The organism is Streptomyces humidus (assembly GCF_014649655.1).
In the GTDB taxonomy this organism is placed as follows: domain Bacteria; phylum Actinomycetota; class Actinomycetes; order Streptomycetales; family Streptomycetaceae; genus Streptomyces; species Streptomyces humidus.
The window spans coordinates 44,860-68,540 of record NZ_BMTL01000023.1; the positions used below are offsets into that span (position 1 = coordinate 44,860).

18 protein-coding genes are annotated in these 23,681 nt (G+C 73.8%); 7 read left to right on the forward strand and 11 right to left on the reverse strand.

What is annotated here, in order from left to right:
- Positions 1-290: 290 nt before the first annotated feature.
- Positions 291-1,142, reverse strand: coding sequence for an STAS domain-containing protein (locus IE239_RS25575; RefSeq protein ID WP_190151740.1), 852 nt, complete (start codon positions 1,140-1,142; stop codon positions 291-293).
- A 124-nt stretch (positions 1,143-1,266) separates the two neighbouring features.
- On the opposite strand from IE239_RS25575, the gene IE239_RS25580 reads away from it, so the two are divergent.
- Together IE239_RS25580 and IE239_RS43315 are read left to right on the forward strand one after the other, a co-directional pair.
- Positions 1,267-1,614, forward strand: a complete 348-nt coding sequence (locus IE239_RS25580; protein ID WP_190151741.1) for a helix-turn-helix transcriptional regulator — start codon at positions 1,267-1,269, stop codon at positions 1,612-1,614.
- A gap of 234 nt (positions 1,615-1,848) precedes the next feature.
- Complete coding sequence (locus tag IE239_RS43315) at positions 1,849-3,789, forward strand: C40 family peptidase (RefSeq protein WP_373308144.1); 1,941 nt, start codon at positions 1,849-1,851, stop codon at positions 3,787-3,789.
- A 23-nt stretch (positions 3,790-3,812) separates the two neighbouring features.
- On the opposite strand, the gene IE239_RS25590 is transcribed toward IE239_RS43315, so the two are convergent.
- Entirely contained in the window at positions 3,813-3,986 is a 174-nt protein-coding gene (locus IE239_RS25590; protein ID WP_190151742.1) for a hypothetical protein, read from the reverse strand.
- 134 nt (positions 3,987-4,120) lie between these two features.
- On the opposite strand from IE239_RS25590, the gene IE239_RS25595 reads away from it, so the two are divergent.
- The gene (locus IE239_RS25595; RefSeq protein WP_190151743.1) at positions 4,121-4,789 is read left to right on the forward strand and encodes a class I SAM-dependent methyltransferase; all 669 of its coding nucleotides are present in this window, start codon (positions 4,121-4,123) and stop codon (positions 4,787-4,789) included.
- Between the two features lie 68 nt (positions 4,790-4,857).
- On the opposite strand, the gene IE239_RS25600 is transcribed toward IE239_RS25595, so the two are convergent.
- The 7 genes from IE239_RS25600 to rpmG all read right to left on the reverse strand — a co-directional run bounded on the left by IE239_RS25600 (position 4,858) and on the right by rpmG (position 13,076).
- A complete protein-coding gene (locus tag IE239_RS25600; protein WP_229878308.1) occupies positions 4,858-5,433 on the reverse strand; it encodes a phosphatase PAP2 family protein in 576 nt (191 codons plus the stop codon).
- Positions 5,426-6,880, reverse strand: coding sequence for a diacylglycerol/lipid kinase family protein (locus tag IE239_RS25605; protein ID WP_190151744.1), 1,455 nt, complete (start codon positions 6,878-6,880; stop codon positions 5,426-5,428). Before IE239_RS25605 ends, IE239_RS25600 begins: the two co-directional genes overlap by 8 nt.
- 186 nt (positions 6,881-7,066) lie before the next feature.
- Positions 7,067-9,112: a DUF1996 domain-containing protein gene (locus IE239_RS25610; RefSeq protein ID WP_190151835.1), complete on the reverse strand. Its 2,046-nt coding sequence runs from the start codon at positions 9,110-9,112 to the stop codon at positions 7,067-7,069.
- 236 nt (positions 9,113-9,348) lie between these two features.
- Positions 9,349-10,074, reverse strand: a complete 726-nt coding sequence (locus tag IE239_RS25615; protein WP_190151836.1) for a hypothetical protein — start codon at positions 10,072-10,074, stop codon at positions 9,349-9,351.
- Between the two features lie 555 nt (positions 10,075-10,629).
- On the reverse strand, positions 10,630-12,054 hold the full coding sequence (locus tag IE239_RS25620) for an alkaline phosphatase family protein (protein WP_190151745.1): 1,425 nt from the start codon (positions 12,052-12,054) through the stop codon (positions 10,630-10,632).
- A gap of 202 nt (positions 12,055-12,256) precedes the next feature.
- The gene (locus IE239_RS25625) at positions 12,257-12,793 is read right to left on the reverse strand and encodes a cysteine hydrolase family protein (protein ID WP_190151746.1); all 537 of its coding nucleotides are present in this window, start codon (positions 12,791-12,793) and stop codon (positions 12,257-12,259) included.
- A gap of 118 nt (positions 12,794-12,911) precedes the next feature.
- Positions 12,912-13,076 carry a 50S ribosomal protein L33 gene (gene rpmG, locus IE239_RS25630; protein ID WP_190151747.1) on the reverse strand — a complete coding sequence of 55 codons (165 nt, stop codon included), beginning with the start codon at positions 13,074-13,076 and terminating at the stop codon, positions 12,912-12,914.
- A gap of 213 nt (positions 13,077-13,289) precedes the next feature.
- Here rpmG and IE239_RS25635 point away from each other — a divergent pair, with 213 nt between their 5' ends.
- Positions 13,290-13,964: a lipoprotein gene (locus IE239_RS25635; RefSeq protein WP_190151748.1), complete on the forward strand. Its 675-nt coding sequence runs from the start codon at positions 13,290-13,292 to the stop codon at positions 13,962-13,964.
- Positions 13,965-14,016: 52 nt separating this feature from the next.
- On the opposite strand, the gene IE239_RS25640 is transcribed toward IE239_RS25635, so the two are convergent.
- Positions 14,017-14,865: a DUF72 domain-containing protein gene (locus IE239_RS25640; protein WP_190151749.1), complete on the reverse strand. Its 849-nt coding sequence runs from the start codon at positions 14,863-14,865 to the stop codon at positions 14,017-14,019.
- Between the two features lie 118 nt (positions 14,866-14,983).
- Here IE239_RS25640 and IE239_RS25645 point away from each other — a divergent pair, with 118 nt between their 5' ends.
- The 3 genes from IE239_RS25645 to IE239_RS25655 all read left to right on the forward strand — a co-directional run bounded on the left by IE239_RS25645 (position 14,984) and on the right by IE239_RS25655 (position 21,864).
- On the forward strand, positions 14,984-17,602 hold the full coding sequence (locus IE239_RS25645) for a SpoIIE family protein phosphatase (protein WP_190151750.1): 2,619 nt from the start codon (positions 14,984-14,986) through the stop codon (positions 17,600-17,602).
- A gap of 67 nt (positions 17,603-17,669) precedes the next feature.
- The gene (locus tag IE239_RS25650) at positions 17,670-20,366 is read left to right on the forward strand and encodes a SpoIIE family protein phosphatase (protein WP_190151751.1); all 2,697 of its coding nucleotides are present in this window, start codon (positions 17,670-17,672) and stop codon (positions 20,364-20,366) included.
- Between the two features lie 133 nt (positions 20,367-20,499).
- The gene (locus IE239_RS25655) at positions 20,500-21,864 is read left to right on the forward strand and encodes an FAD-dependent oxidoreductase (protein ID WP_190151752.1); all 1,365 of its coding nucleotides are present in this window, start codon (positions 20,500-20,502) and stop codon (positions 21,862-21,864) included.
- A 54-nt stretch (positions 21,865-21,918) separates the two neighbouring features.
- On the opposite strand, the gene IE239_RS25660 is transcribed toward IE239_RS25655, so the two are convergent.
- Positions 21,919-23,577, reverse strand: coding sequence for a serine/threonine-protein kinase (locus tag IE239_RS25660; RefSeq protein ID WP_190151753.1), 1,659 nt, complete (start codon positions 23,575-23,577; stop codon positions 21,919-21,921).
- Positions 23,578-23,681: the final 104 nt, after the last annotated feature.

Sequence of the window (23,681 nt, forward strand, 5' to 3'; positions counted from 1 at the left end):
GGCGGCGGCGCGAGGTTCCCGGAGCTGGAGCCGGTTCCCCCGCCGGGGCCGCCGCCTGCGGTTCGACGTCGGCGACGTCGGCGAGATCGGCCTGCCCGAAGGCGGCGAGGGGAGCGCGTGCCCCGGCGTGCCGCACGCCGTGACGGGCTGCGTGCCCCGCCGCACGGGCCGGGGCGCACCCCCGTTCCCGGGCGCGCACTCGTTCCGGGGCGGGCGCACGTTCCGGGGCGGGCGCACGGCGATCGTGCCCGCGACGCGGCGCCCGTGTCGGCCCCCGGGCGACGACGGCGTCAGCGGTCGGCCCGGGCTGTCCCGCCGCCCCGGGAGGCCGCGGCCGTCTCCGATCTGACTCTGGCGACCGCCGCGGCCACCTCGTCGTGCACCGTGCCCACCGGCCGACCGTCCTGCACGGCAAGGACCAGGTCCCCCGCGAGGCGGTGCAGCCGGGCCCCGGCGTTCGACGAGGCCAGGGACAGCACCCGCCAGGCCTCGTCGACGCCCAGGCCGAAGGACGCCATGAGGATGCCGCGGGCGAGGTCGATCACCGGGCGGGTCTGCATCGCGCGCCGCAGACGCACGACCTCGACGCGCAGATCGCGCACGACGTCTTCGTCGAGAGCGTCGGCGGCGGGGGCGGGGGCGGAGCATGCCTCGGCGGTGGGGGCGGAGGTATCGGCGGTGGGCACGCGGGCGTCTGCCGCGGGGGTGGAAGGCGTGGGGGCGGAAGCCGTGGAGGCCGAGGCGGGAGCGCCGAACAGGGTCCCGGTGCCGGTCAGGTCCAGCAGGCGCCGCACCGCCGGGCTCACCGTGTGCACGGCGACCGTCTTGCCCTCCCGCAGGCCGCGCTCACGTGCGCCGAGCAGCACGTTCAGGGCGGCGCAGTCGCAGAAGGCGACTCCGTCGAGTTCGAGGTCGACCCCGCCCACCGCGGCGCCCAGAGCTCCGTACAGAGCCCGCTCCAGCTGTCCGGTCGACTCCAGGTCGAGTTCTCCCCGTAGCGCGACGACGACGCGGTCGCCCTCGGGACGTACGCGGATCACGACACCGGTGGCGGGCCGAGGCTGACGGGCGGCGCCGATCGTCTCCGCTCCCGAGCCGCCATCCACGCCTCCGGCGTTCGCGTCATGGACAGGTTCCGGCATGACCGCCTCCCGGTCACTCCACATGTCACCACCAGAGTCGCCCTGCGCCGATCACACGTCAACCAAAACACGAAATGAAGTTCCGGTTTTTGTATACGTGAAACCTCGGCCATACGATTGCCTCATGGACGGGGTGCCCGAGTCACACAACGGATGGACGTTCCTCACCAACCACGCGCGCGTGCTCGCCGCCATCGCGGACGACAACAGCGTCCGCATCCGGGACATCGCCGCGCACTGCCGGCTCACCGAGCGAGCGGTGCAGAAGATCATCGCCGACCTGGAGCAGGACGGCTATCTCTCCCACACGCGGGAGGGACGCGGCAACACCTACCGCATCGAGCCCGAGAGGGTGCTGCGTCATCCCGCCGAGGCAGGACTGAGCGTCGCGGCGCTGCTCTCACTGCTCGCCCAGGACGAGGCGGCCCGCAGCCGACGCCCCACAACCGGGAGGGACCGCCGACGAACCTGAATCGCCTCGCCGTCCACGCTCCGACCAGCGGCGCGACGGCGGGCGAGAGACGAAGGTCACGACTACGTATCGGACATTTAAGACCTCAATCTTCACGCCAGGCACACAAGTTGGCTAAGTTGACGCCAGGCCGTTCGACTGCCCTTCAGGGCAGAGGGCTTGAGGCGCCCGCAACAGGGGTCGCCCGGATTCCGCCGACCACGCGCGGCGGAGCACGGAAGGAGTACGTCTTCCATGGCGACGGATCGCAGCCCGCGCTCCCCAGGCAACAGCGACGAGCCGAGTCGGGCGGAGATCCAGCAGCGGGTCAGCTCGCTCTACGACCGGGCCGAGAGCGACACGGGCAACTACAACGCGACACGCGCCATGTCGGGCCGCTCGCGCAGGACGTCCGGCTCCGTCGCCGACGGCGGACGCCGCACGTCCGACGCCTCGCTCGACGCGGTGGCCCGCCAGTGGTTCGACAGGGCTCGCGACCGGGTCGGACCCACCGTCCCCGCCGTGCTGCCGGCCGATCGGATGCCGGCTCCGGCGCCCCGGTCGGCCGGATCCTCGGAGCGCTCCGGCGACAGCGCCGTGATACGCGAGCTGGAGGCAGCCGTCCGGCGGGGTACGGAGTCCACCGGACGCGCGGTCGCCGCGCTGCCCGCGGTGCCCGGGCCCCGTCAGGGCGAGCCCAAGGCGCTGGCGCCCGCCCCGGCCGCCCTTCCTGCTCTTCCGGCCGCCCCGGCCCCTTCCACCCCGGCCGTCTCCGCCCAGGCCGCCGCCGCGCCCCCGGACCGGCAGGCCTCGCTCAAGAGCACCAAGGAGCGCAACGGGCGGAAGCTCACCGCGGCCCGGGACATCCTGGCCCGCGCCGTCGCCCGCGCCGCGCCGGCCCTGCCCGCGCCTGCTCCCGCTCCCGCTCCGGCAGCCGTCGCCACGGCCGTCCTGCCGGTGGTCGAGGCGCGGCCGGCCGAGGCTCAGCCGGTGCAGCAGCCCTGGGACACCGCGGAACAGCAGGCGTTCCGGGCGGAGATCACGGCCGCGTGGGCAGGACGGCCCGCCGCCGCCACCGGCCCAGCCGCAGCCACCGGCCCAGCCGCAGCCGGCGGAGCGGACGCGCTCCTCACCTCGACGGGCCAACTCGGCATCGTCACACCGACGTCGGGCTTCGCCGCACCGGCGGCCGACCTCGGCGCACCGGCGCCGGGCTTCGCCGCACCGGCGCCGGGCTTCGCGCCGGCCGAGGCCGCTCTCGTCGTGCCCGCCCCCGCCGCGGCTCCCGATCAGTTCATGCCGGATCCGGGCGTCACGACACCGCAGGCCGGCTACCCCATGCCGGAACCCGGCCTGCGCGCGCGGGAGTCCGGCATCCTGACGCCCGACGCCGGGACCGGCGGCCTCACGGTGACGACCGGCTACCCGGCTTCCGAACCGGCCCTGTCCGCCGCCGCGTCCGGCTACCCGATGCCCGAGTTCGGCCTCCCCGCGGCGGACTCGGGCATCCAGGCGCCCGGTGTCGGCGCGTTCACGGCCACCCCCGGTCACCCGGCCTCCGGTCCGGTCGTCGCCGCACCGCCGCTCGGCTACGCGGGGCCCGAACTCCCCTTCCCGGCACCGGAGTCCGGCTTCTCCGTGCCCGCCGGGGCGTCCCCCCCGAGCCACCCGGCCGCAGAACTCGGCGCCACGGTTCCGGCATGGGACGTGGTGACGGTCGGGTCCGGATACCCGGCCCCCGTCGGTCTGGCGGCCCCCGCAGCCCCGCTCCCGGCAGCCGTCCCGCCGGTCGCGGCCCCGCGCGACGTGACGACCCGCACCACCGGCACGGCGTACCTGACGAAGGCGGACAAGGCGCTCGCCTTCGCCCGGGCACAGGTGGGCAGACCGTGCGTGTGGGGAGCCACGGGGCCCGAGTCCTACGACTGCTCCAGCCTCACCCAGGCCGCTTGGCGGGCCGCCGGCGTGACCCTGCCGCGCTCCGCTCTCGACCAGGCGAAGGCGTTCACCCGGATCAGCCTGGCGGAGCTGCGCCCGGGCGACCTCGTCTTCTTCTTCGACGACCTGAGCCACACGGGGCTGTGCACGGGCGACGGCATGATGATCCACGCGCCGGGGCCGGGCGCGCCCATCCGCGAGGAGGCGATCCTCCCGTTCGGGGAGGGCGCGCTGCGCGGCGCCGTCCGGCCCGCCTGAGAGGGCCGGCTCGCCGACGTGCCTCAGCGCGCCGCGGAGCGGGCCCGCGCCTGAGCTCGTCCGGCGTTGTTGTAGGCGCGCAGGAGGAGTTTGGAGACGGCGCAGGGCGACATGTCGAAGTGACACTGACGGCAGGTGCGCGCATGCTCCTCGTAGGCGGCGCGGGACTCCTGCAGAGCGTCCTCGGGAGTGGGCATGGGGGTCCTCCGAACGGAACGACGTTTGACAGAACGGCGGTTGACGGGAACGACGGCTGCCGAGGCGTGGCTACTCACCAGTAGGTTCCACGTCGAGAGGATTGGATCATGTTACTCACGGTAGTGAAAAACGCATGAGCGGAACCGCACGTCACGACAGGGGGACCGACTTGACGGACGACGCCGGCGGGCGCGCGGCACGGGTGTTCGACGCGCTGGGTCCCGCGTACGAGACGGCCTTCGCGCACTCCGAGGCGCACCGCAGGTCGCTGGAGTGGCTGCTCGGACGACTCGCGCCGGGCAGCCGCGTACTGGACGTGGGAAGCGGTACGGGACGGCCGACCGCCGAGACCCTCGCCCGGGCGGGCCACGAGGTGCTGGGCGTCGACGTCTCCCCCGTGATGGTGGAGCTGGCCGCCCGGCAGGTGCCCGAGGCGCAGTTCCGCTGCGTCGACGTCCGCGAACTTCCTTTGGCGGAAGGCTCGTTCGACGCCGTCTGCGTGTACTTCTCGCTGCTGCAGCTGGACCGCGCACAACAGGCCGGCCTAGTCGGCCGGCTCGCGCGCGCTCTGCGGCCCGGGGGCAGCCTGGTGCTGGCGACGGTGCCGCTCGACGTCGAGGGCGTCGACGCCCTCTTCATGGGGCAGCCCGTGCGGGTGACCAGCTTCGCCGGCGAGGCACTCGTCGACCTGGTCACCCGGGCGGGTCTGACCGTGCTGGCCGAGGAGAACGTGCTGTTCACCCCCAGCCATCCCGAGGCCGTGCCGGAGCCGCACCTCTTCCTCCACTGCGGCAGGCGGTAGACGACGAGCCGCAGTGGAGGAAGGCGGCAAGCGGCGCGGCAGGCGGCAGGTCCGGACGGCAGAGTCGCTCAGTACCGCACGACGCGGGCGGCGAGCCCCGCGACCAGCGCGGCCGAGCCCGTGCCCAGCAGGGCTCCAGCCACCACGTCACCCGGGTAGTGCACGCCGGTGTGGATCCGCGAGTAGCCCACCGCGCACGCAAGCAGCCCCAGGGGGAGAGCCGCGACCGGCAGCGCCGGGCCCACGGCGGCCGCGAACGCCACGGCCGAAGCGGTGTGTCCGGACGGGAACGACGCGGATTGCGGCATCGGCACATGCCGCCCCGGGAACGGCGAGTCCTCGGCACGATGCGGACGCGGGCGGCGCACCAGCTTCTTTCCGAGCAGGTTGGCGGACGCCGAAGCGACGCCTATGGCGGCGACGCCGAGCACGGCGGCCCTGCGCGGGCGGCCCCCGCGCAGGACCAGCGCGGCGGCGACCGCGAAGGACAGTTTGGAGTGGTCGGCGGCGGCCGACAGCCGGCGCAGCGCGGTGTCCAGAGTGGGCGTCCTGGTGACGGTGACCGCCTCGTACAGGGCCTGGTCCAGCGTGACGAGGTCACCGACCAGACTCCGGGCGGAAAGCTTCGGGCGGCGGTCAGACATCATAGGCCTCCTTGACGGTGCGGGGGTCGGGACGGCCGAGCGCGAGGCGGAGGATCCGCCGCCAGTCGACCGTGGGGGGAGCGTAGGCGGCGCCGGGACGGTGCCGGGGCACTCTGACCCGCAGCGCGGCGGGCCGTACCGTGCAGACGACGGGGGTGGCCAGTTCGAGAGCCTCGCCGTCGACCGCCACCGCGATGCGCTCCCGGTCGGCCTCGACGACGACGCGCCGTGAGGTCACGGAGGTGATGCCGCCCGCGCGCTCGCCGAGCAGCGCGATCTCGGCCGCCTGGGCAGCGCCCTCGACCCGGACGCCGATCACTCCGAGCAGGCCGGCGTCCAGCCGCGGGCGACGGCCGCCGCCCAGCGGATCGGCGCGGGCGTAGGCGTTGTTGCTCACCAGGAGGGCCTGCGGGGCGTGCATCTCGGTGTCGTCCGTGCGGACGTGCAGCACCGGGGCGGAGTCGCCCTGGAGCAGGTCGGGCAGATGGTCGAGGGCGGTCGCGGCCTTGGCGTCGCGGTAGTCGGGGCTCTGCACTATCTCCGCGTACGCCCCGAAGGAGACGGTGTTGACGAAGGCGCGTCCGCTGACGTCGCCGAGGTCCACGCGCAGTTCGACGCCGTTGGTGAGGGCGTCCAGGCTACGGACGGGATCGGCACGGTCGAGGCCCAGGTCCATCGCGAAGTGGTTGCGGGTACCGGCGGCGACGACCAGGAACGGCACGTCGTGTTCGGCGGCAACGGCGGCGACCAGCGCCTGGGTGCCGTCGCCGCCCGCGACGCCGAGCAGGTCCGCGCCCCCGGCGACGGCCCGGCGGGCCTCCTCCGCCGGGTCGGTGTAGACGTCGTCGGCCCCGAGCACGATCACCCGGGCGCCGAGCGCCTCCGCGCGCTCGACGAGACGGTGTTTGACGACCTTGCCTCCGCCCGAGCGCACGTTCATGATCAGCACCGGACGGCGCGGCGGCGGGGTCCGACGACCGTGCGTGCCCTTGGGACGGCGCACGCTGCGCAGCGAGGCGCGGGCCGAGGCGAGGCCCCCCGCCCACAGCGCGAGGGCGCCCACCGCCACCGGCCACAGACCGGACAGCGCGTACAGCACCATGACGCCCACAGGCGCGGTCACGGCCAGCAGACCGCCCACCAAGCGGGCCCCGCCCCGGTGCGCCAGCATCCACCACACGCCCGCCCCGGCGAGTGCGAGGAGCGCGAACCCTGCGAGCAGGATCAGCCAGCCGCCTCCCCCCGCGCCCACCACTACCACCGCCGCGCAGCCGGCGACCAGCACCAGGGCGAGCCGGGCCCAGCCTCGCGCGCGGGCGACGGCGTCCAGCTGCGCCGGGCCGACGTGCGGCAGCGGCCATTTCGTTCTGCGTCTCTCGTTCACCGTGCGCCCGCCATGCTCCGTGGCTCCCTGTTGTGCGTCGACAGCGCTGACGATCTCGGTCAATTGTCCACGGGACGGCACCCTGATGTGACCGCGGTCCCGCTGTCGAGGCCGCCGCGTAGCCCCGAGGCCGGGTGGCCGTGTGGCCGGGTGGCCGGGTGGCCGTGTAGGGGACGTCCCCGCAGGGAGCACACGGACGGGGGCCCGTCGGCAGTCTCCGACGGGCCCCCGTGGTCGTGCGACCGGAGGTCAGGTGCGCCGGGTGCTGCGGCCCAGGACGACGAAGCCGCCGATCACCAGCAGGGCTCCCAGCGCACCGGGCCACAGGTTGGCGCCGGTCTCGGCGAGGCCGCCCTGGACCGCCTGGGGCTCGGTCCCGCCGAGTGCCGCGCCGGAGCCGGTGTCGGCCGGGGGCTCCGACGGTCCGGAAGACGGAGAGGGCGCGGCGGCGGACTCAGGAGCGGTCGCGGGGGCGCCTATCTCGCCGCCCGAGACGGCCGCGGGGGCCGAGACGGGGGCCGAGGCGGCCGCCTTCGGCGAGGGCTTCGAGTAGACGCGCGGTTCGGTGGTAGCGGCCGAGGGCGCCGGGGAGGGCTCGGGAGCCTGGGACTGCTGTGTGCCCCCTTGAGAACCGTTCTCCTCGTTACCGCTGCCACTGCCGTTACCGGTGTTTCCGGAAGCGTTGCCGTCGCCGTTGCCGTTACCGGTGTTTCCGGAAGCGTTGCCGTCGCCGTTGCCGTTACCGGTGTTTCCAGACCCGTTGCCGTCGCCGTTGTTTCCGGTGTTGCCGTCGCCGTTGCCGTTACCGGTGTTTCCGGAACCGTTGCCACCGCTGTTGCCGGCGCCGTCGCCGCCCGGCTTCGTGCCCGCGCCGCAGGTGCGGCCCTCGTTGATGCAGTCGACCATCTCCCGCATCAGGTTCTCGTCGAAGACGTTGATGAAGTCGCCGTGGTCCGTCACCGGCTTGTGCAACTGCTCGGGGAAGGAGTCCACCGCGAACAGCGGAGTCGTCTTGCCGCCGTCCTGGAGGCTCGGCGCGTCCACGTCGTACACGATCCGCTGCACCAGCTGTGGCACGGCCTTGAAGCCGTTCGGGCAACTGCCGTCGGCGGCGGCGAAGGCCACGTGGGTGCGGTGGTTGGCGCTGTCGATGTTGGCGCCGTCCCAGCAGCTCTGGAAGCGGAACGTGCGCACCACGTCGCTCCCGGCCGGACAGAGCGGGTACTTGTCCTTGAGCTGACGGTCCTCGAAGCCGGTGCAGCTCCACGACGCGTTGGCGTTGGCCGTGCCGTTGACGAAGGCCTTGGCGTCGCCGGTGATGATGCGCAGCAACCGGGGCATGGCGGTGACCTGGGAGCGCGGGTTGCCGACGAAGGTCAGGGTGACGTCCTTGGCGGTGACGATCTTGCCGGCGTTGCCCTCGACGCCGCCGCCCGGGCTGCCCGCGTCCCGTTCCTGAGCGCCGTTCTGCAGGCGCAGGACGGGCCAGTAGTAAGTGGACCTGTCGCCCTGGTCCACGCAGCTCGTCTCGGCCTTCGCCAGATCGCCGTCGGAGACGAAGGCGTTGTTGGACTGGTTGCCGATGTAGTCGTGGAAGTGGTGTGCTCCGTTGGAGACGCCCGGCGCGACGATCACGTTGTCCGAGTTGAACAGCCCGTTGGCGTTGACTCCGCAGCTGCTGGTGAAGGTGCCGCGGGAGGGGCCGGACGCGGGGGCCGCGGACTGCGCCGAGGGCTGTACGGAGTTGATGTCCGCGTAGTCCGCGGCGACCGGGCCGTTGCCGGCCTGCCCACCGTTGCCCTGCTGACCGCCGTTGCCCTGCTGACCGCCGCCGTCTTGCTGACCGCCGCCGTTCTGGTTCTGGTCGCCGTTCTGGTTCTGGTCGCCGTTGCCGTCGGCGCCTCCGCCGGCCTGGTCGTCGGAGGCGCGCAGAGCACAGGCGGCGAGCGACTCGAGGCCCTCCGGACGGTCGCCGACCCGGTCGATGGCGACCGCGATGCGCTCGATGGTCGCCCCGCGCTTCTCCTTCAGGGGGTTCATGACCGCGTTGTCCGCGAACCCGGCGTCCTGGCGCACGGCGTCGGCCGAGTCCTGGAGTTGGCGGTAGGCCGCGGCGATCTGCTCGTCCAGCTGGGCCAGTTCGCGGTCGACCTCGGCGGACGCCGCGTCCGGCACGGTGGTCAGCTTGCTGCCGACGTCCGGGCAGTCGACGGTGACGGCGCTGTTGCCCGCCCGCCGGGTCGAGTCGCCGCCGGAGCCGTCCTCGGTGGCCGAGGCGTACACGTTCGCCGCCATCAGGCCGCCGCCACCGAGCATCAGCGCCGCAGCCAGGAAGGTCGCGCGTCGCCCGCCCGTCGGGCGTCTGCGCCTGTTCTGTACCAAGGAGTGCTCCTACGCGTCGTGGGCGGCCATGGACAGGAAATCCCCCGACCCCATACGCGGCCGGACCCGGAAGTGTTCAACCGCACCACGAATTCATAGCAACCTCTCAGGCAGGCCCGGCACTCCGCCCCTTCACAGTTGACTCCGGGTCAGCCCGTCGGCGGGCCGAAGGACAGGGACAGCACCCGCCTCCTCAGGCGCGCGCGCTCGTGCAGCAGACCCATGACGACGGCCGCGGCCACCGCGATCAGATGCTCGCGGCCGGCGAGGTTCGGTCTGGCGATCGACTCGAGCACCATCGAGCCGCCGGTCAGCGTGAACACGATGGGCGCGCGGCGGACGACCGAGAGATAGGTGAACAGTCCGACGACGGCCGCGGACGGACCGGTGTCGAGCACCTGGCCGACCTCGGGCGGCAGGCCGAGGCCCCACCGGTCCGGCCCCATCGCCAGCATGACCCGCACCGAGAGGGTGCCCGCCAGGGTGGACCCGTAGGCGACGAGCAGGGTCCGTCGGCGGCCGAGCGCGAGCTCGGCCAGGGCGAAGGCGAGGAAGAGCTGGGTGATGCCGGCCCACACCGGCAGATCGAGCGCCGGAACGTAGAGGGAGACCGGGGTGCGCAGCAACGCCAGCCACAGGGGCAGGTCGCCGTGGACCCCGCCCAGGGCGCGCACGGCCGTCGCGCCCGCGGGGTGCTGGGCCAGGGCGTGGAAGAAGATCACGCCGAGGCACGCCACCAGTGCCAGCAGCAGCGCGGCCGGACCGCGTCGGCGCAGTTCGCGCAGCGGGTCGACCACGATGCCGTACCACTCGCCCCGCAGGGTCCGGCCGGCGAACCGGGCGGTCCGGCCGAGGACCCGCAGGGTGCGGGACAGCGCACCGCCGCGGGGCCGGTCCCCGGCGGCGTCCGCAGCGCGGTCGTCTCCGGCGCGGTCGTCTCCGGCGCGGTCGCGAGGCCGTTCCACTTCGGGACGCAGGATGCTCAAGGTCTCCCCCACACACTCGTCGCGCGATGTTTCGTGCGAGTCACGCTCTGGAGGACGCAAAGACGCCCCGGGAGGCTTACTCCCGCGCGGGCCGTCTCTCTCACATTTCGGATCGGAGCGACGCGAGCACGACCGGTGAGCTCCCGGTACCCGGTCACGCCGCCGAAACTCAGGTGGGTCGGCGTCGCTGCCGTAGAGCGCGCTGACCTGCGGAACATGACCCCGGCCAGAGGACGCGCGGGCACTTCGCGGGGGCGGGCCGGAGCCGCTGCGCGTGCGCGTCCCGCCCTTCCCTCCGCAGTCGCCCTCGGCCGACCCGCGGTGATCGCTGTCGCGACCGACCTCGGGGTCGCCGTGCGGGGCAGCCGCCGGCGCAGGGAGGTCGTCGTCGCGGCCGGTGCGGGCGCCCGCGGTCGTCGTCGCGGCCGGGCGGGGCCGGCCGGGTCAGGTCTGCGGCCGTCGGCCCGGCTCCTGGGTGGGGAACCTCTGCTCGGCGCCCGGCAGCGTCGGCCTGGGCAGGGTCGCGACCTCCTGCTGCGCCTTGAGCAGCTGCTCGGCCGTGTCGTTCGGCAGCACCGGCGCGAGCGGCCGGGACGACGCGAAGCGGAAGGCCGAGGTGAGGTCGCCGAAGGCGCCTCGCCGCCAGGCGCTGATGTTGGGCTCCTCGACCCCGGTGAGTCTTTCGAGGAACCGCAGGGTGGAGGTGTGGTCGAATGCCTCGGAGGCGACCCAGCCGCCCACGGTCCAGGGCGAGACGATGATCGCCGGTACCCGGAAACCTCCCCCGACCGGCAGCCCTTCGACGAACTCGCCGGGGGTCCCGGCCGGCGGGGTCGGCGGCGGCACGTGGTCGAACAGCCCGTCGTTCTCGTCGTAGTTCAGGATGAGGGCGGTCTTGGCCCAGACGGCCGGGTCGGCCGCGATGGCCTCGATCTTGGAGGCGACGAAGGCCGCGCCGGCCGCCGGCAGGAAGTCGGGGTGCTCCGACTGGTGACCGGGCGGGATGATCCAGGACACCGTCGGCAGCCGGTCGTTGCGCGCGTCGTCCTCGAAGGCGCCCTCCGGCTGCGGCCGTACGCCCCGCTCGTACAGCTCGGAACCCGGCAGGGCGTCCCGGAACGCGGCGAACTGCTCCAGCAGGTTGCAGCCGTAGTCGTCCTCCTGCTGGTACACCTTCCAGCTCACCCCGGCGGCCTGGAGCCGTTCCGCGTACGTCGTCCAGCCGAGCGGCGTGGAAGCGGAGTTGCGCAGGACCGGGCCGCCGTCGGTTCCGTCAGGGTCGATGCTGCCGGTCATCCACATCAGACGGTTGGGCCAGGTCGGGCCGAGGACCGAGCAGAAGTAGTGGTCGCAGAGGGTGAAGGTCTCGGCGAGGGCGAACTGGAACGGGATGTCCTCGCGCGTGTAGTACCCCATGACGTACGGGCCGTCGGCGCCGTCGGCCTTGCGGTGGGCCGGCAGCCAGCGGTCCATCCGGCCGCCGTTCCACGCCTCGTGCTGCACCGACCAGGCGTGGCTGGTGGACGGGATGGCCTGGGCGCTGGAGGTGCGGGTGTCCAGGTGGAAGGGGAGGAGGTAGCCCCTCGGGTTGCCGGGGTCGGGCTGGTGGAAGACGGAGCGCCCGGTGTCGAGGGTGAGCGCTTCGGGATCGGCGAAGCCGCGCACCCCGGACAGCGTGCCGAAGTAGTGGTCGAACGAGCGGTTCTCCTGCATCAGCAGGACGACGTGTTCGACGTCGGCGAGCGACCCGCGGCCGGGCTGTCCGGCCGCGACGGCCTTCTGGACGCTGGGCGGGAGAAGGGAGAGAGCCGCGGCGCCCAACGCGCCCGCGGCCGAGCCCAGGAGTCTGCGGCGGGTCAACTCGGCCATGTGTCGTGCCCTTTGCTGTGCGGAGGAAGCGGTGGGAGGCCCGGCCCGTGCCCGCACAGGGCGGGCGCCGGCGCGCACTTCTGCGGCCTGGCCGGGACACGGAGTTCGCGCGCGGGCGCAGCACGCGCCGGCGCGGGGCGGCGACCGCCCGTCGGAGCGGGTGCGGCGCACCTGCGTCAAGGTCGTTGCGGCGCAGGTGCGTTCATGTCCACAGCTCCGCACTGTCGCACACCCGGGCGCCCATGTTGCGTTCCATCATCTCCAGCGCGGCGTCCGCGAGATCGTCGTGGATATGGGCGACGGCGTCGCGGGGAACGGTCACCCCGAAGTGCCGGATGTGGGCGTCGAGGGCCGAGTACAGGACGCACTGTTCGGTGACCTGCCCGCACAGGACGAGGTGGTCGACGCCCTCCTGGTAGAGCAGGTAGGACAGCGGGGTCTCGAAGAAGACCGAGTGCCGTGCCTTGACGACGAACAGCGACGCCTCGTCGGGGCGCAGCGGGTCGACGAGGTCGGCGTGCGGTCCGGCCAGGGCCGTGTCGAGGAGTTCGCCGTGGTGCGAGCGCCACTGGCCGAAGTTGTCGTTGACGTAGACGACGGGGACGTCGGCGCGGCGGGCCCGGTCGAGGAGACCGGCGGCCACCGGGACCACTCTGCGGGCCGACGGCAGGAGCAGGTCGGCGTCGGGATGGTCGTAGGTGTTGATCATGTCGATGACGATCAGCGCGGTCTTGCTCATGCCGCTATGGGTTCCCGGACGGACGTGAATATGACGGCACGTCACTCGTCCGCTGCAGCGAGCGGCCGGGGTCCCGTTCCGGATCCCGGCCGCATGCCCTGGTCGGGCCGTCAGGGCCTCACCTCTCCTCACGGAAGGAGACGTGCCGGCCGACGACGGGGTCGTACTTGCGCAGGACCAGTCGATCGGCGTCGTTGCGCCGGTTCTTCCGCGTCACGTAGGCGACACCGGTTCCCGCGGTGGACCTGAGGGTGACGACGGGGCGCGCTGTGCTGCGGGCCATGGGGGCCTCCTCTCACCGGCGCACCATTTGAGCGGTGCATGCCAGTCACGCGGTTCAACACGGGGGGTGCCCGTCGCATTCCCCGGCCTGCGCGCCCGCGGTCGGAGCGGGAAATCCCGGTGGCGGAGGCCACCGCCCCCTCCGTTAAAGTGCTCCGCCGGTATCTCGCCGGCGTCGAGAGGAGACTCAGCGGTGCGCTTCGGGGTGGGGCACGTGCGTAACGTGCGGCAAGGGCTGACGTCCGCGGTCTTGTTGACGGGACTGCTGACGGGACTGCTGACGGGCTGCACGGCCGCGGAGGGCGGCGCGGACACGGCGGCGGGCACGACAGGGGCCTCGGCCGGGGCGACCGCGAAGGCGGCCGCGCGCGGAGGGTCCGTCGGGGCCTCCGGGTCCGCCTGCGAGCTCCCGGTCGCGTTCGACGTCGCGGAGTCCTGGAAAGCCAAGGCGGTCCGCGCGGACGAGGCCTCCGCGGCCGCCGGCGACCTGGCCGAGCTCGCCGACGCGCTGCTGCGCCAGGGCCCCGTCACGATGGCGTGCGAGATCGACGCCAAGCCCGCGGGGAAGATCGGTTTCCTGCGCGTGTGGACCGGTGAGCCGGGCGACGCCGACGCGCGCACGGTCCTGAAGGGCTTCGTGGCCGCCGAGAAGGGGGCGAGCAAAGCCGTGTACCGCACGTTCACCTCGGGCGGCGTCACGGGCGCCGAGGTCGCGTACGTCACCACGAGCGAACTCCTGGAGGAGAGCAAGACGGAGCACGCGCTCGCCGTCACCACACCCGGCGGTCCCGTGGTGCTGCACCTCGGCGGACTGGACACCGAGGAGCACGAGGCGATGCTCCCGGCCTACGAGCTCGCCAAGAGCACCTTGCGCGTCACCGGCTCCTGACGGGCGCGGGCTCCGCCCGGCCCCTTCGGGCTCCCGGCCGGGCCCGGCCCGGTCAGCCGTCCAGCAGGGCGCGCATCCTCGCGGCGGCGCGTACGGCGGCGTCGCCGCAGCAGTTGTTGAACAGCACATGCACCTGCTCGGCCTGCCGTGCGAGCTCACGCACCCGCGGCGTCCACTCCTCCAGCTCGGCGTCGGCGTACTCGTGCCGGAAACGGTCCTCCTTGCCGCCGACGCCCCAGGCCAGGCTGCGTCCGTGCAGCCGGACGACGGCATGCCGCCCGGTGGTGACCGGTGTGACGGGCGGTATCGCCGACGCCAGGGACTGCTCCATGTCGACGGCGACGGCGGCGAACCCGCACGACCGCAGCAGGTCGACGGTGGTCCTGCGCTGCTCGGCGCCCCGCCACCACTGCGGATGCCGGAACTCCACGCAGACCGGCCGGCCGACGGTGCGTCCGGCGCACTGCTCGAGGAACGCGCGGGCGCGCACGCCGGGGCGGAACCAGGGCGGGAACTGGAAGAGGACGGCGCCCAGCCGGCCCGTCTCCCGCAACGGCTCGATGCCGTCCGCGAACCTGCGCCACACCTCGTCCAGTGCCTTCGGGCCGCGCACGTCGTCGGGCAGCCCGGGCGGCAGCACCGCGGACCGGGTGGGGTGCCCGGTCAGCAGGGAGAAGGCCTTCACGTCGAACACGAAGCCGTCCGGGGTCCGCTGTGCCCACAGCCTGGTCGTGCGCTCCGTGGGCAGCGCGTAGTAGGTCGCGTCGACCTCGACGACCGGGAAGCGTTCGGCATAGTGGCGCAGCCGGCCCTCCGCGTCACGCCGGCCCGGGGGGTACCAGCCGCTGGAGACCAGCGCACGGTCCGTCCACGAACACGCTCCCACCAGAATCTCACCCATGGCGGGGCGGATACCCCGCCCGGAGCGGTTCTCCCGGACGGCGCGAGGATGCACATGTGGTCGGATGTGGCGCATTCTTGCTGTGTCGCCCACGCGCGGCACGGACGAGGTAGGGCCGATGACTGGGAGCGCCGGGGACGAGCGGAAGCCGTCCGGACCGCCGCCCGCGCTGCTGACCGGAACCGTGGCGGAGGCGCTGCGGGCAGCGGACGGCAGCGCCGGGGGCGTGTACCTGTGCTCCGGCACGCCCGGGCTGCTGCGGCTGGCCGTCCTGTCGGGGCTGCCGGGTCCCCTGTTCCGTCCCTGGTGGCGGGTGCACGTCGACAGGCCCTACCCGGTGGCCGAGGCGCACCGGACGTGCGCCCCGGTGGTGCTGGCGAACGCCACGGAGGTGATGCGGCGCTATCCGCAGTTCGCCGCCGGCCTGCCTTTCCAGTTCGGCTCCCTGTACGTGCCCGTCACGGCGGGCGGCCGCTCCTTCGGAGTGCTGACCGTCCTGCGCCCGGCCGTCGCCGACGCGGCGGAGGTGCTGGCCGGCCAGGAGAGGCTGGCAGCCGTGGCCGACGCCCTGGGCGCGGCCCTGTTGCGGCTGGGAGCGGACGGCGGGGCGGTCACCTGGGACGACGAGCCGCTGTGCGTGCGACCGCCTGCCGCGGGACCGCCCCCCGGCCGCGTGGGGCGGTTCTCCTGGGACCCGGAGACCGACGCCGTCAGCGTGGACGAGCACGCGCACGTCCTGCTCGGTCTGCCCGGGGGCGAGTTCCCCGGCACGCTGGACGCGCTGGTCCGGGCCGTCGACGCGACGGACGCCCTGCGGCTGCCCGGCCTGTTCCACCAGACGGCCCGGGGGCGCCCGCCACCGCTGCCGGTCCGGTTGCGCACCGTCGAGGGCGGTCTGCGGCTGCTGGAGCTCTGGGACGCGACGGGCGCGGAGCGCCCGGCCGACGCCCACGACGCGCCGCGCCCCGTCGCCGGCGTCCTCCTCGACCCCGGTCCGGGCGCCCTCGCCGACGGGGCCGCCGACCTGCTTCCGGAGGGCGTGTTCTGCCTCGACCGGATGGGCTTCGTGGTCTACGCGAACCCCCGGGCCGGGCAGCTCCTGGGCGTGCCGCGCGACCTGCTGGTCGGCCGGTCGCTCTGGGACTCCGTGCCGTGGCTGAGCCAGCCCACCTGCGAGGAGCATCTGCGGGGAGTCATGCTGGCGCCCGCGCCGGCGTACTTCGACGTGCGGCGCCCCGCCACCGCCGACCGGCCCGCGCAGGCGCGTCCGTACGAGGGCGACTGGCTGCGCGTCTCGCTGTACCCCGGCGCCGACCTCGTCACCTGCAGTGCGGTCCCGGCCCACCGGGTACCCGACGACACGGCTCCCGAGCCCGCGGACACCGGCGCTCCCGTGCCCGTCGTGGCCGCGTCGACCGGCCCCTCCTACCGGCCCATCGTGCTCGCCATCGCGCTGACGGAAGCGGTCACCGCCCGGCAGGTGTCGGCGGTCGTGATGCAGGAGCTGCTGCCCGCGTTCGGCGGCCGCCGACTGGCCATCTACCTGCTCCAGGAGCGGCATCTGTACCTGGCGTGGGAGTCCGGCTTCCCCGAGGGCTTCCTCGCGCCGTTCGAAGGGGTGGGCCTGGACGCCCGGCTGCCCGGGGTGGAGACGCTCACCACGGGCCGGCCGCTCTTCTTCGACTCGATGCAGCAGCTGGGGGCCGCCTATCCGGGCATGGAACTCGACGCGGACGAGGGCGCCCGGGCCTTCCTGCCGCTGATCGCCTCGGGCCGGCCGGTCGGCTCGTGCATCCTCGGGTTCGACCGCTCGCGCAGCTTCGGCTCCGAGGAGCGCACGGTGCTCACCGCGCTCGCCGGGCTGATCGCCCACGCGATGGAGAAGGCCCAGCGCTACGACACCGAGGCCGCCCTCGCCCGCGGCCTCCAGCAGGCGCTGCTCCCCCGCCGGCTGTCGCAGCACACGGGGGTGGAGACGGCCGGCCGCTATCTGCCGGGCACCGAGGGCATGGACGTGGGCGGGGACTGGTACGACGTCGTGGAGGCCGGGGACGGCCTCGCTCTGGTCATCGGCGACGTGCAGGGGCACGGGGTGCAGGCGGCGGCCACCATGGGGCAGTTGCGCAGCGCGGTGCGGGCATTCGCGCTCTCCGACCGCCCCCCGGAGGAGGTCCTGGGCGGCACGAACCGTCTGCTCATCGACCTCGACCCGGGCCAGTTCGCCAGCTGCTGCTACGTCCGCCTGGACCCGGCCACGGGTCTGGCCCGAGCAGCCCGCGCCGGGCACCTGCCGCCGCTGCTGCGCCACCCCGACGGCCGGACCGACGTCGTGGAGCTGCCCGGCGGAGTGGTCCTCGGAGTGGATCCGCGGGCCCATTACCCGGTCACGGAGCTGCGGTTGGAGCCGGGCGCGATCCTCGCCCTGTACACGGACGGGCTGGTCGAGCGGCCCGGCCACGACATCGACGAGGGCATCACGGCGCTGCGCAGGGCGTTCGCCGAGGCGGGCGGACAGGCGGAGCGTGCCCGGACGCGGGCCGACGGCCCCGCGCAGGCCCCGGCCGCCGGCGCGGGCGCTGCCGCCGCCGGGGGCGACGGCACGCCCGGCCGGGCGCTCGGGGCCGTCGCCGACCGGCTCACCGCGCTGGCCCGGCAGACCGCCGACCGGCCGGACGACATCGCCCTGCTCCTGGCCACCCGGCGCGACGGCCGTAAAGATCACCCATGGCGAGCGTGAGGGACGCGTCCTGTGACCCTGTGTGACGCCTCTCGCCTCATCCGGCCGGGCAGTGTAGACATGGCACATGGTCCGACTCCTGGGGCGCTCGGATGCGCGGCCGGCCCGTCGTCCCCGGGAACCGGGGTCCCGGCGCACGCCGGAGTCCACGCTCGGCGGGCGCAGTCTCGCCGCGCAGGTGTTCGTCCTGCAGGTTGTCGTCGTGCTGTTGCTGGTGGTGGCCGCCGTGGTGGCGCTGCTGCTCCAGGTGCGGCACGACACCGGCCAGGAGGCCCGCAACCGGTCCCTCGCCGTCGCGCAGACGTTCGCCAACTCGCCGGGCATGGTGGCAGCGTTGAACAGCCCTGATCCGACGGCGATCCTGCAGCCCCGGGCCGAGGCGGCCCGCAAGGCCTCGGACATGGACTTCATCGTCGTCATGAACACCGACGGCATCCGCTACACGCATCCCAGGCCGGACCGCATCGGGAAGAAGTTCGTCGGGACCATCCAGCCGGCGCTGGACGGCGGAGTCGTGGTCGAGGAGGTCGACGGGACGATCGGCCGGCTGGTCCAGGCCGTGGTGCCCGTGCGGGGGGCCGGCGGGAAGGTGGTCGGACTGGTCTCGTCCGGCATCACCACGGCGCACGTGGGCGGCACCGCGGACCGTCAGCTGCCCCTCCTGCTGGTCAGCGGAGCCGCCGCCCTCGCCCTGGCCACGGCGAGCACCGCCCTGGTCAGCCGCCGGCTGCTGCGCCAGACCCACGGCCTCGGGCCGCGCGAGATGACCCGGATGTACGAACACCACGACGCGGTGCTGCACGCCGTGCGCGAGGGCGTGATCATCGTCGGCGGCGAGGGCGACCTGCTGCTCGCCAACGACGAGGCACAGCGTCTGCTCGACCTGCCCCCGGACGCCGAACGCCGGCAGGTCCTCGATCTGGGGCTGGACCGGGGCACCGCGGAGCTGCTGGCCTCGGGGCGGATGGTCACCGACGAGGTGCACCTGGTCGGTGACCGGCTGCTGGCGATCAACCAGCGGCCCACCGATCTGGCGGGCGGGCCGGCGGGCAGCGTCGCCACCCTGCGTGACTCCACCGAGCTGCGCACCCTGTCGGGCAGGGCGGAGGCTGCTCGCGAGCGCCTCGACATGCTGTACGCGGCCGGGGTGGGCATCGGGACGAGCCTGGACGTGACCCGTACCGCCGAGGAGCTGACGGAGCTGGCCGTCCCGAGGTTCGCGGACTTCGCGACCGTCGACCTCTTCGACGCCGTGCTGGACGGCGAGGAGCCGGAGGCGCGGGGCGCGCTGCGGCGCACGGCGGTCAGCGCGATCCGCAAGGGCGCGCCGTTGTACGCGGTGGGCGAGCGGATCCGGTTCGTGGAGAGCTCGCCGCAGGCCCGCTGTCTGCGCGAGGCGCGGGCCGTCCTGGAGGCCCGTCTCGCCGGGTCGCCGGGCTGGCGGGCGCAGGACCTCGAACGCACCGAGCAGGTCGTGGAGTTCGGCATCCACTCGCTGATCACCGTGCCCGTGCGGACCGGGTCCCTGATCCTGGGCGTGGTCTGTTTCTGGCGCTCGGAGCGGCCCGACCCGTTCGACCCGGACGAGGTGGTCCTCGCGGAGGAGCTGGTGGCGCGGGCCGCGATCTCCATCGACAACGCGCGCCGCTTCACCCGTGAGCACGGCATGGCCGTCACCCTGCAACGCAGTCTGCTGCCGCGCACCCTGCCGGAGCAGAACGCCCTGGACATCGCCTACCGGTACCTGCCTGCGCAGGCGGGCGTGGGCGGCGACTGGTTCGACGTGCTGCCCCTGTCGGGGGCCCGGGTCGCGCTGGTGGTGGGCGACGTCGTGGGCCACGGGCTGCACGCGGCGGCGACCATGGGCCGGCTGCGCACCGCGGTCCACAACTTCTCCGCCCTGGATCTGCCACCGGAGGAACTCCTCGGACTGCTGGACGAGTTGGTGGCGCGCATCGACCAGGACGAGACGGACGACAGCGCCGGCGCGCCGGTGTCCGGGGCGACCTGTCTGTACGCCGTCTACGACCCGGTGTCCCGGCGCTGCGCGATCGCCCGGGCCGGCCATCCGCCGCCGGCGCTGGTCCGTCCCGACGGGCGGGTCGAGTACCTCGAGGTGCCCGCCGGGCTCCCGCTGGGGCTGGGCGGGCTGCCGTTCGAGACGGTGGAGCTGGAACTGGCCGAGGGCAGCCGGCTGGTGCTGTACACCGACGGGCTGGTCGAGGACCGGGAACGGGACATCGACACCGGTCTGGAGCTGTTGCGCACCGCCCTGGAGCGGGGCGCCGGAGGTTCGCCGGAACAGATCTGCCAGGGCGTCCTGGACGGCCTGCTGCCGCCCCGCCCGAACGACGACATCGCGCTGATCGTCGCGCACACCCGGGCGCTGGGCGCGGGCCAGGTCGCCGAGTGGGAGGTGCCGATGGACCCGGCGGCCGTCGGGGAGGTGCGGGCCGCGGTGGTCCGGCAGCTGGCGCGCTGGGACCTGGAGGAACTGTCGTTCACGACGGAGCTGATCCTGAGCGAGCTGGTGACCAACGCGATCCGGTACGGCAGCGCGCCGGTGGGCGTGCGGCTGCTGCGCGACCGCACCCTGATCTGCGAGGTCTCCGACGGCAGCAGCACCTCGCCGCACCTGCGGTACGCGGCGATGACCGACGAGGGCGGGCGCGGGCTGTTCCTCGTGGCGCAGCTCACCGACCGCTGGGGCACCCGCTACACGCCCATGGGCAAGGTGATCTGGGCCGAACAGCCCCTGCCGTGAGGGCCGCCGGCCGGCGCCGCCGCTCATAAATGATGGTTATGAGTCCATAGACCGGACCCGCGTACCGAGTTAGGCATGCCTTAATTTAGGCTTCCCCCGAGTCGATCCATCGTCACTCGAAGGGAACCTGATCATGCCCCGCCCCCTGCGGGTAGCCATTGTCGGAGCCGGCCCCGCCGGGATCTACGCCGCCGACGCGCTGCTCAAGTCCGATGTGGCCGCCGACCCGGGTGTCTCCGTCGACCTCTTCGAGCGCATGCCGGCCCCGTTCGGCCTGATCCGCTACGGCGTCGCCCCGGACCACCCGCGCATCAAGGGCATCATCACGGCCCTGCACCAGGTCCTCGACAAGCCGCAGATCCGCCTCTTCGGCAACGTCGAGTACCCGACCGACATCAGCCTGGACGACCTGCGCGCCTTCTACGACGCGGTGATCTTCTCGACCGGCGCGACCGCCGACCGCGAGATGTCGGTCCCCGGCATCGACCTCGACGGCTCCTACGGCGCCGCGGACTTCGTCTCCTGGTACGACGGTCACCCCGACGTGCCGCGCACCTGGCCGCTGGAGGCCGAGAAGGTGGCGGTCCTGGGCGTCGGCAACGTCGCCCTCGACGTCGCCCGGATCCTGGCCAAGACGGCGGACGAGCTGCTGCCGACGGAGATCCCGGGGAACGTCCACGAGGGCCTGAAGGCCAACAGGGCGCGGGAGATCCACGTCTTCGGCCGGCGCGGCCCCGCGCAGGCGAAGTTCTCCCCGATGGAGCTGCGGGAGCTGGACCACTCCCCCACCATCGAGGTCATCGTCGACCCCGAGGACATCGACTACGACGAGGGCTCGATCGCGACCCGGCGCGGCAACAAGCAGGCCGACATGGTCGCCAAGACGCTGGAGAACTGGGCGATCCGCGACGTGGGCGAGCGCCCGCACAAGCTGTTCCTGCACTTCTTCGAGTCGCCGGCCGAGATCCTCGGCGCGGACGGCAAGGTCGTCGGACTGCGCACCGAGCGCACCGCCCTCGACGGCACCGGCAACGTCAAGGGCACCGGCGAGTTCAAGGAGTGGAACGTCACCGCGGTCTACCGGGCGGTCGGCTACCTCTCCGACAGGCTCCCGAAGCTGCCCTGGGACCTCGACTCGGGCACCGTCCCGGACGAGGGCGGCCGCGTCATCGAGGAGTCCGGCGCGCACCTGCAGTCCACGTACGTCACGGGCTGGATCCGGCGCGGTCCGATCGGTCTGATCGGCCACACCAAGGGCGACGCCAACGAGACGGTGTCGAACCTGCTGGCCGACCACGCGGGCGGCCGTCTGCACACGCCCGTCTCGCCCGAGCCCGAGGCCGTGGACGCGTTCCTCGCCGAGCGCGAGGTCCGCTTCACCACCTGGGAGGGCTGGTACCGGCTGGACGCCGCCGAGAAGGCGCTGGGCGAGCCGCAGGGCCGTGAGCGCGTGAAGATCGTCGAGCGTGAGGACATGCTGCGGGAGAGCGGCGCGTAAGCGTCGCCCGGGGGGCTCGGAGCGGACGTTCGCCGAGCCTGCCCCCGGCCGTCCTCAGCCGTCGTCGCGCGGGTGGGTCTCGATCACCCGGCCGTGGACGTCGGCCCGCAGGTACGCGCTGCCGTAGTCGTCCGACAGGTAGACGCTCATCGACGGGTCGGTCCCGAAGACCTCGGAGGCCGGGTTGACCAGCAGATAGCGGCTCGTCGGCTTCGGCACGCCGAGGGTGCGGCCGGCCCGGGCGAGCAGCGCGGGCACGGCGTCCCAGTCGTAGAGGCGCAGGTCGACGGGGACCGTGCCGGTCATGACGACGCCGCCCGGCCCGTCCTTCGCGGCCACGTCGCCGCCCCGGTACATGTAACGGTCGTAGAGCTTGGGACGGCCGTGGACCGGGGCTTCGGCGATGGCGTACTCCTCGTACACCGCGAGGCTGGTGACCTTCGACCCGCCCATGGCCGCGGTCAGTTTCGCGACGGTGCGTGCGACGCCGTCCCCGTCGAGCAGGTCGGCCTTCCGGGCGGTGGCCCCGCCGGTGGAGGGACGGCCCGTCTGCCGGGCATCGGGCGCGGTGGAGGCGCTCGAGGACACGGCGACGCCCGGCGCGGACGAGGCGCCGCCGCCGTCGCCCGTGTCCCTGAGGAGGTGCGGGAGCAGCGTCCACCCCAGGACACCCGCCAGGGCGGCGGCGCCGAAGGCCCCGGCGAGAACCGAGACGCGCGCCCGGTGCGCCCGCCGCGTGGGAGCGGTGTGCGCCACCGCGGGCGTGGCGCCCCCGACGGGCGGGGCGAGCGGGTACGACGTCGGGGCGGCCGGCGGGCCGAGGGGGTAGGACGTCGGGGCGGCGGGCCGCAGCGGCGACGACGGCGAGGGCGTCTGTCCGGCCGCGATCGCGAGCATCCGGTCGACCTCCGCCGCGTCGGGGCGGGCCTGCGGATCCCGGACGAGCAGCGCGCCGAGGACGGGGGTCAGCGGCCCGGCCCTGCGGGGCGCGGGCACGTCCTCGCCGAGCACGGCCGCCAGGGTGGCCAGGGTGCTGCCTCTGCGCAGCGGATGGTCGCCCTCCACGGCGACGTAGAGCATCATGGCCAGCGACCAGAGGTCGGCGGCCGGCCCGCCCGCCTTGCCGCCGACCCGTTCCGGCGCCATGAAGTCGGGAGAGCCGATGACCGCGCCGGTCGCGGTGAGGCCCGCGGACTCCCGGACGGCGGCGATGCCGAAGTCGGTGAGCACGGGCCGCCCGTCGGGCCGCAGCAGGACGTTGGCGGGCTTCACGTCCCGGTGCTCGATGCCGACGGCGTGCGCGGCGCGCAGCGCGGCCAGCACCTCGCGCCCCAGGCGGGCGGCCTCGGCCGGGGGCATCGGTCCCTGCCGGAGCCGGTCCTGGAGGGAGCCCCCCTCGACCAGCTCCATCACGATCCACGGGTAGGCGTGCTCACCGCCGTCGACGATGTGGTGGATGGTGACCACATTGGGGTGGTGGACGCGCGCCAGCGCGCGGGCCTCGCGCAGGACGCGCTCGCGCAGCGTGCGCGCGCCCTCGGGGTCGTACTCGGCCAGGTCCGGATCGGACGGTCGGACCTCCTTCACGGCCACGTCCCGGTGCAGGGCCAGATCGTGCGCGCGCCACACCACGCCCATGCCGCCGCCCCCGAGCCGCTCGACCAGCTCGAAGCGTCCGTCGACGACGCGTCTGTGGGGTTCCCCTGTGCTCATGGGGGGAGCTTAGGGGCAACGGCCGACAGTCGGTGCGCCCGCCCGTGGGGGCGACGCGCGAATGGTCCGCGGGGCGACGGGCATGCTGTGAACGAGGTCACTTC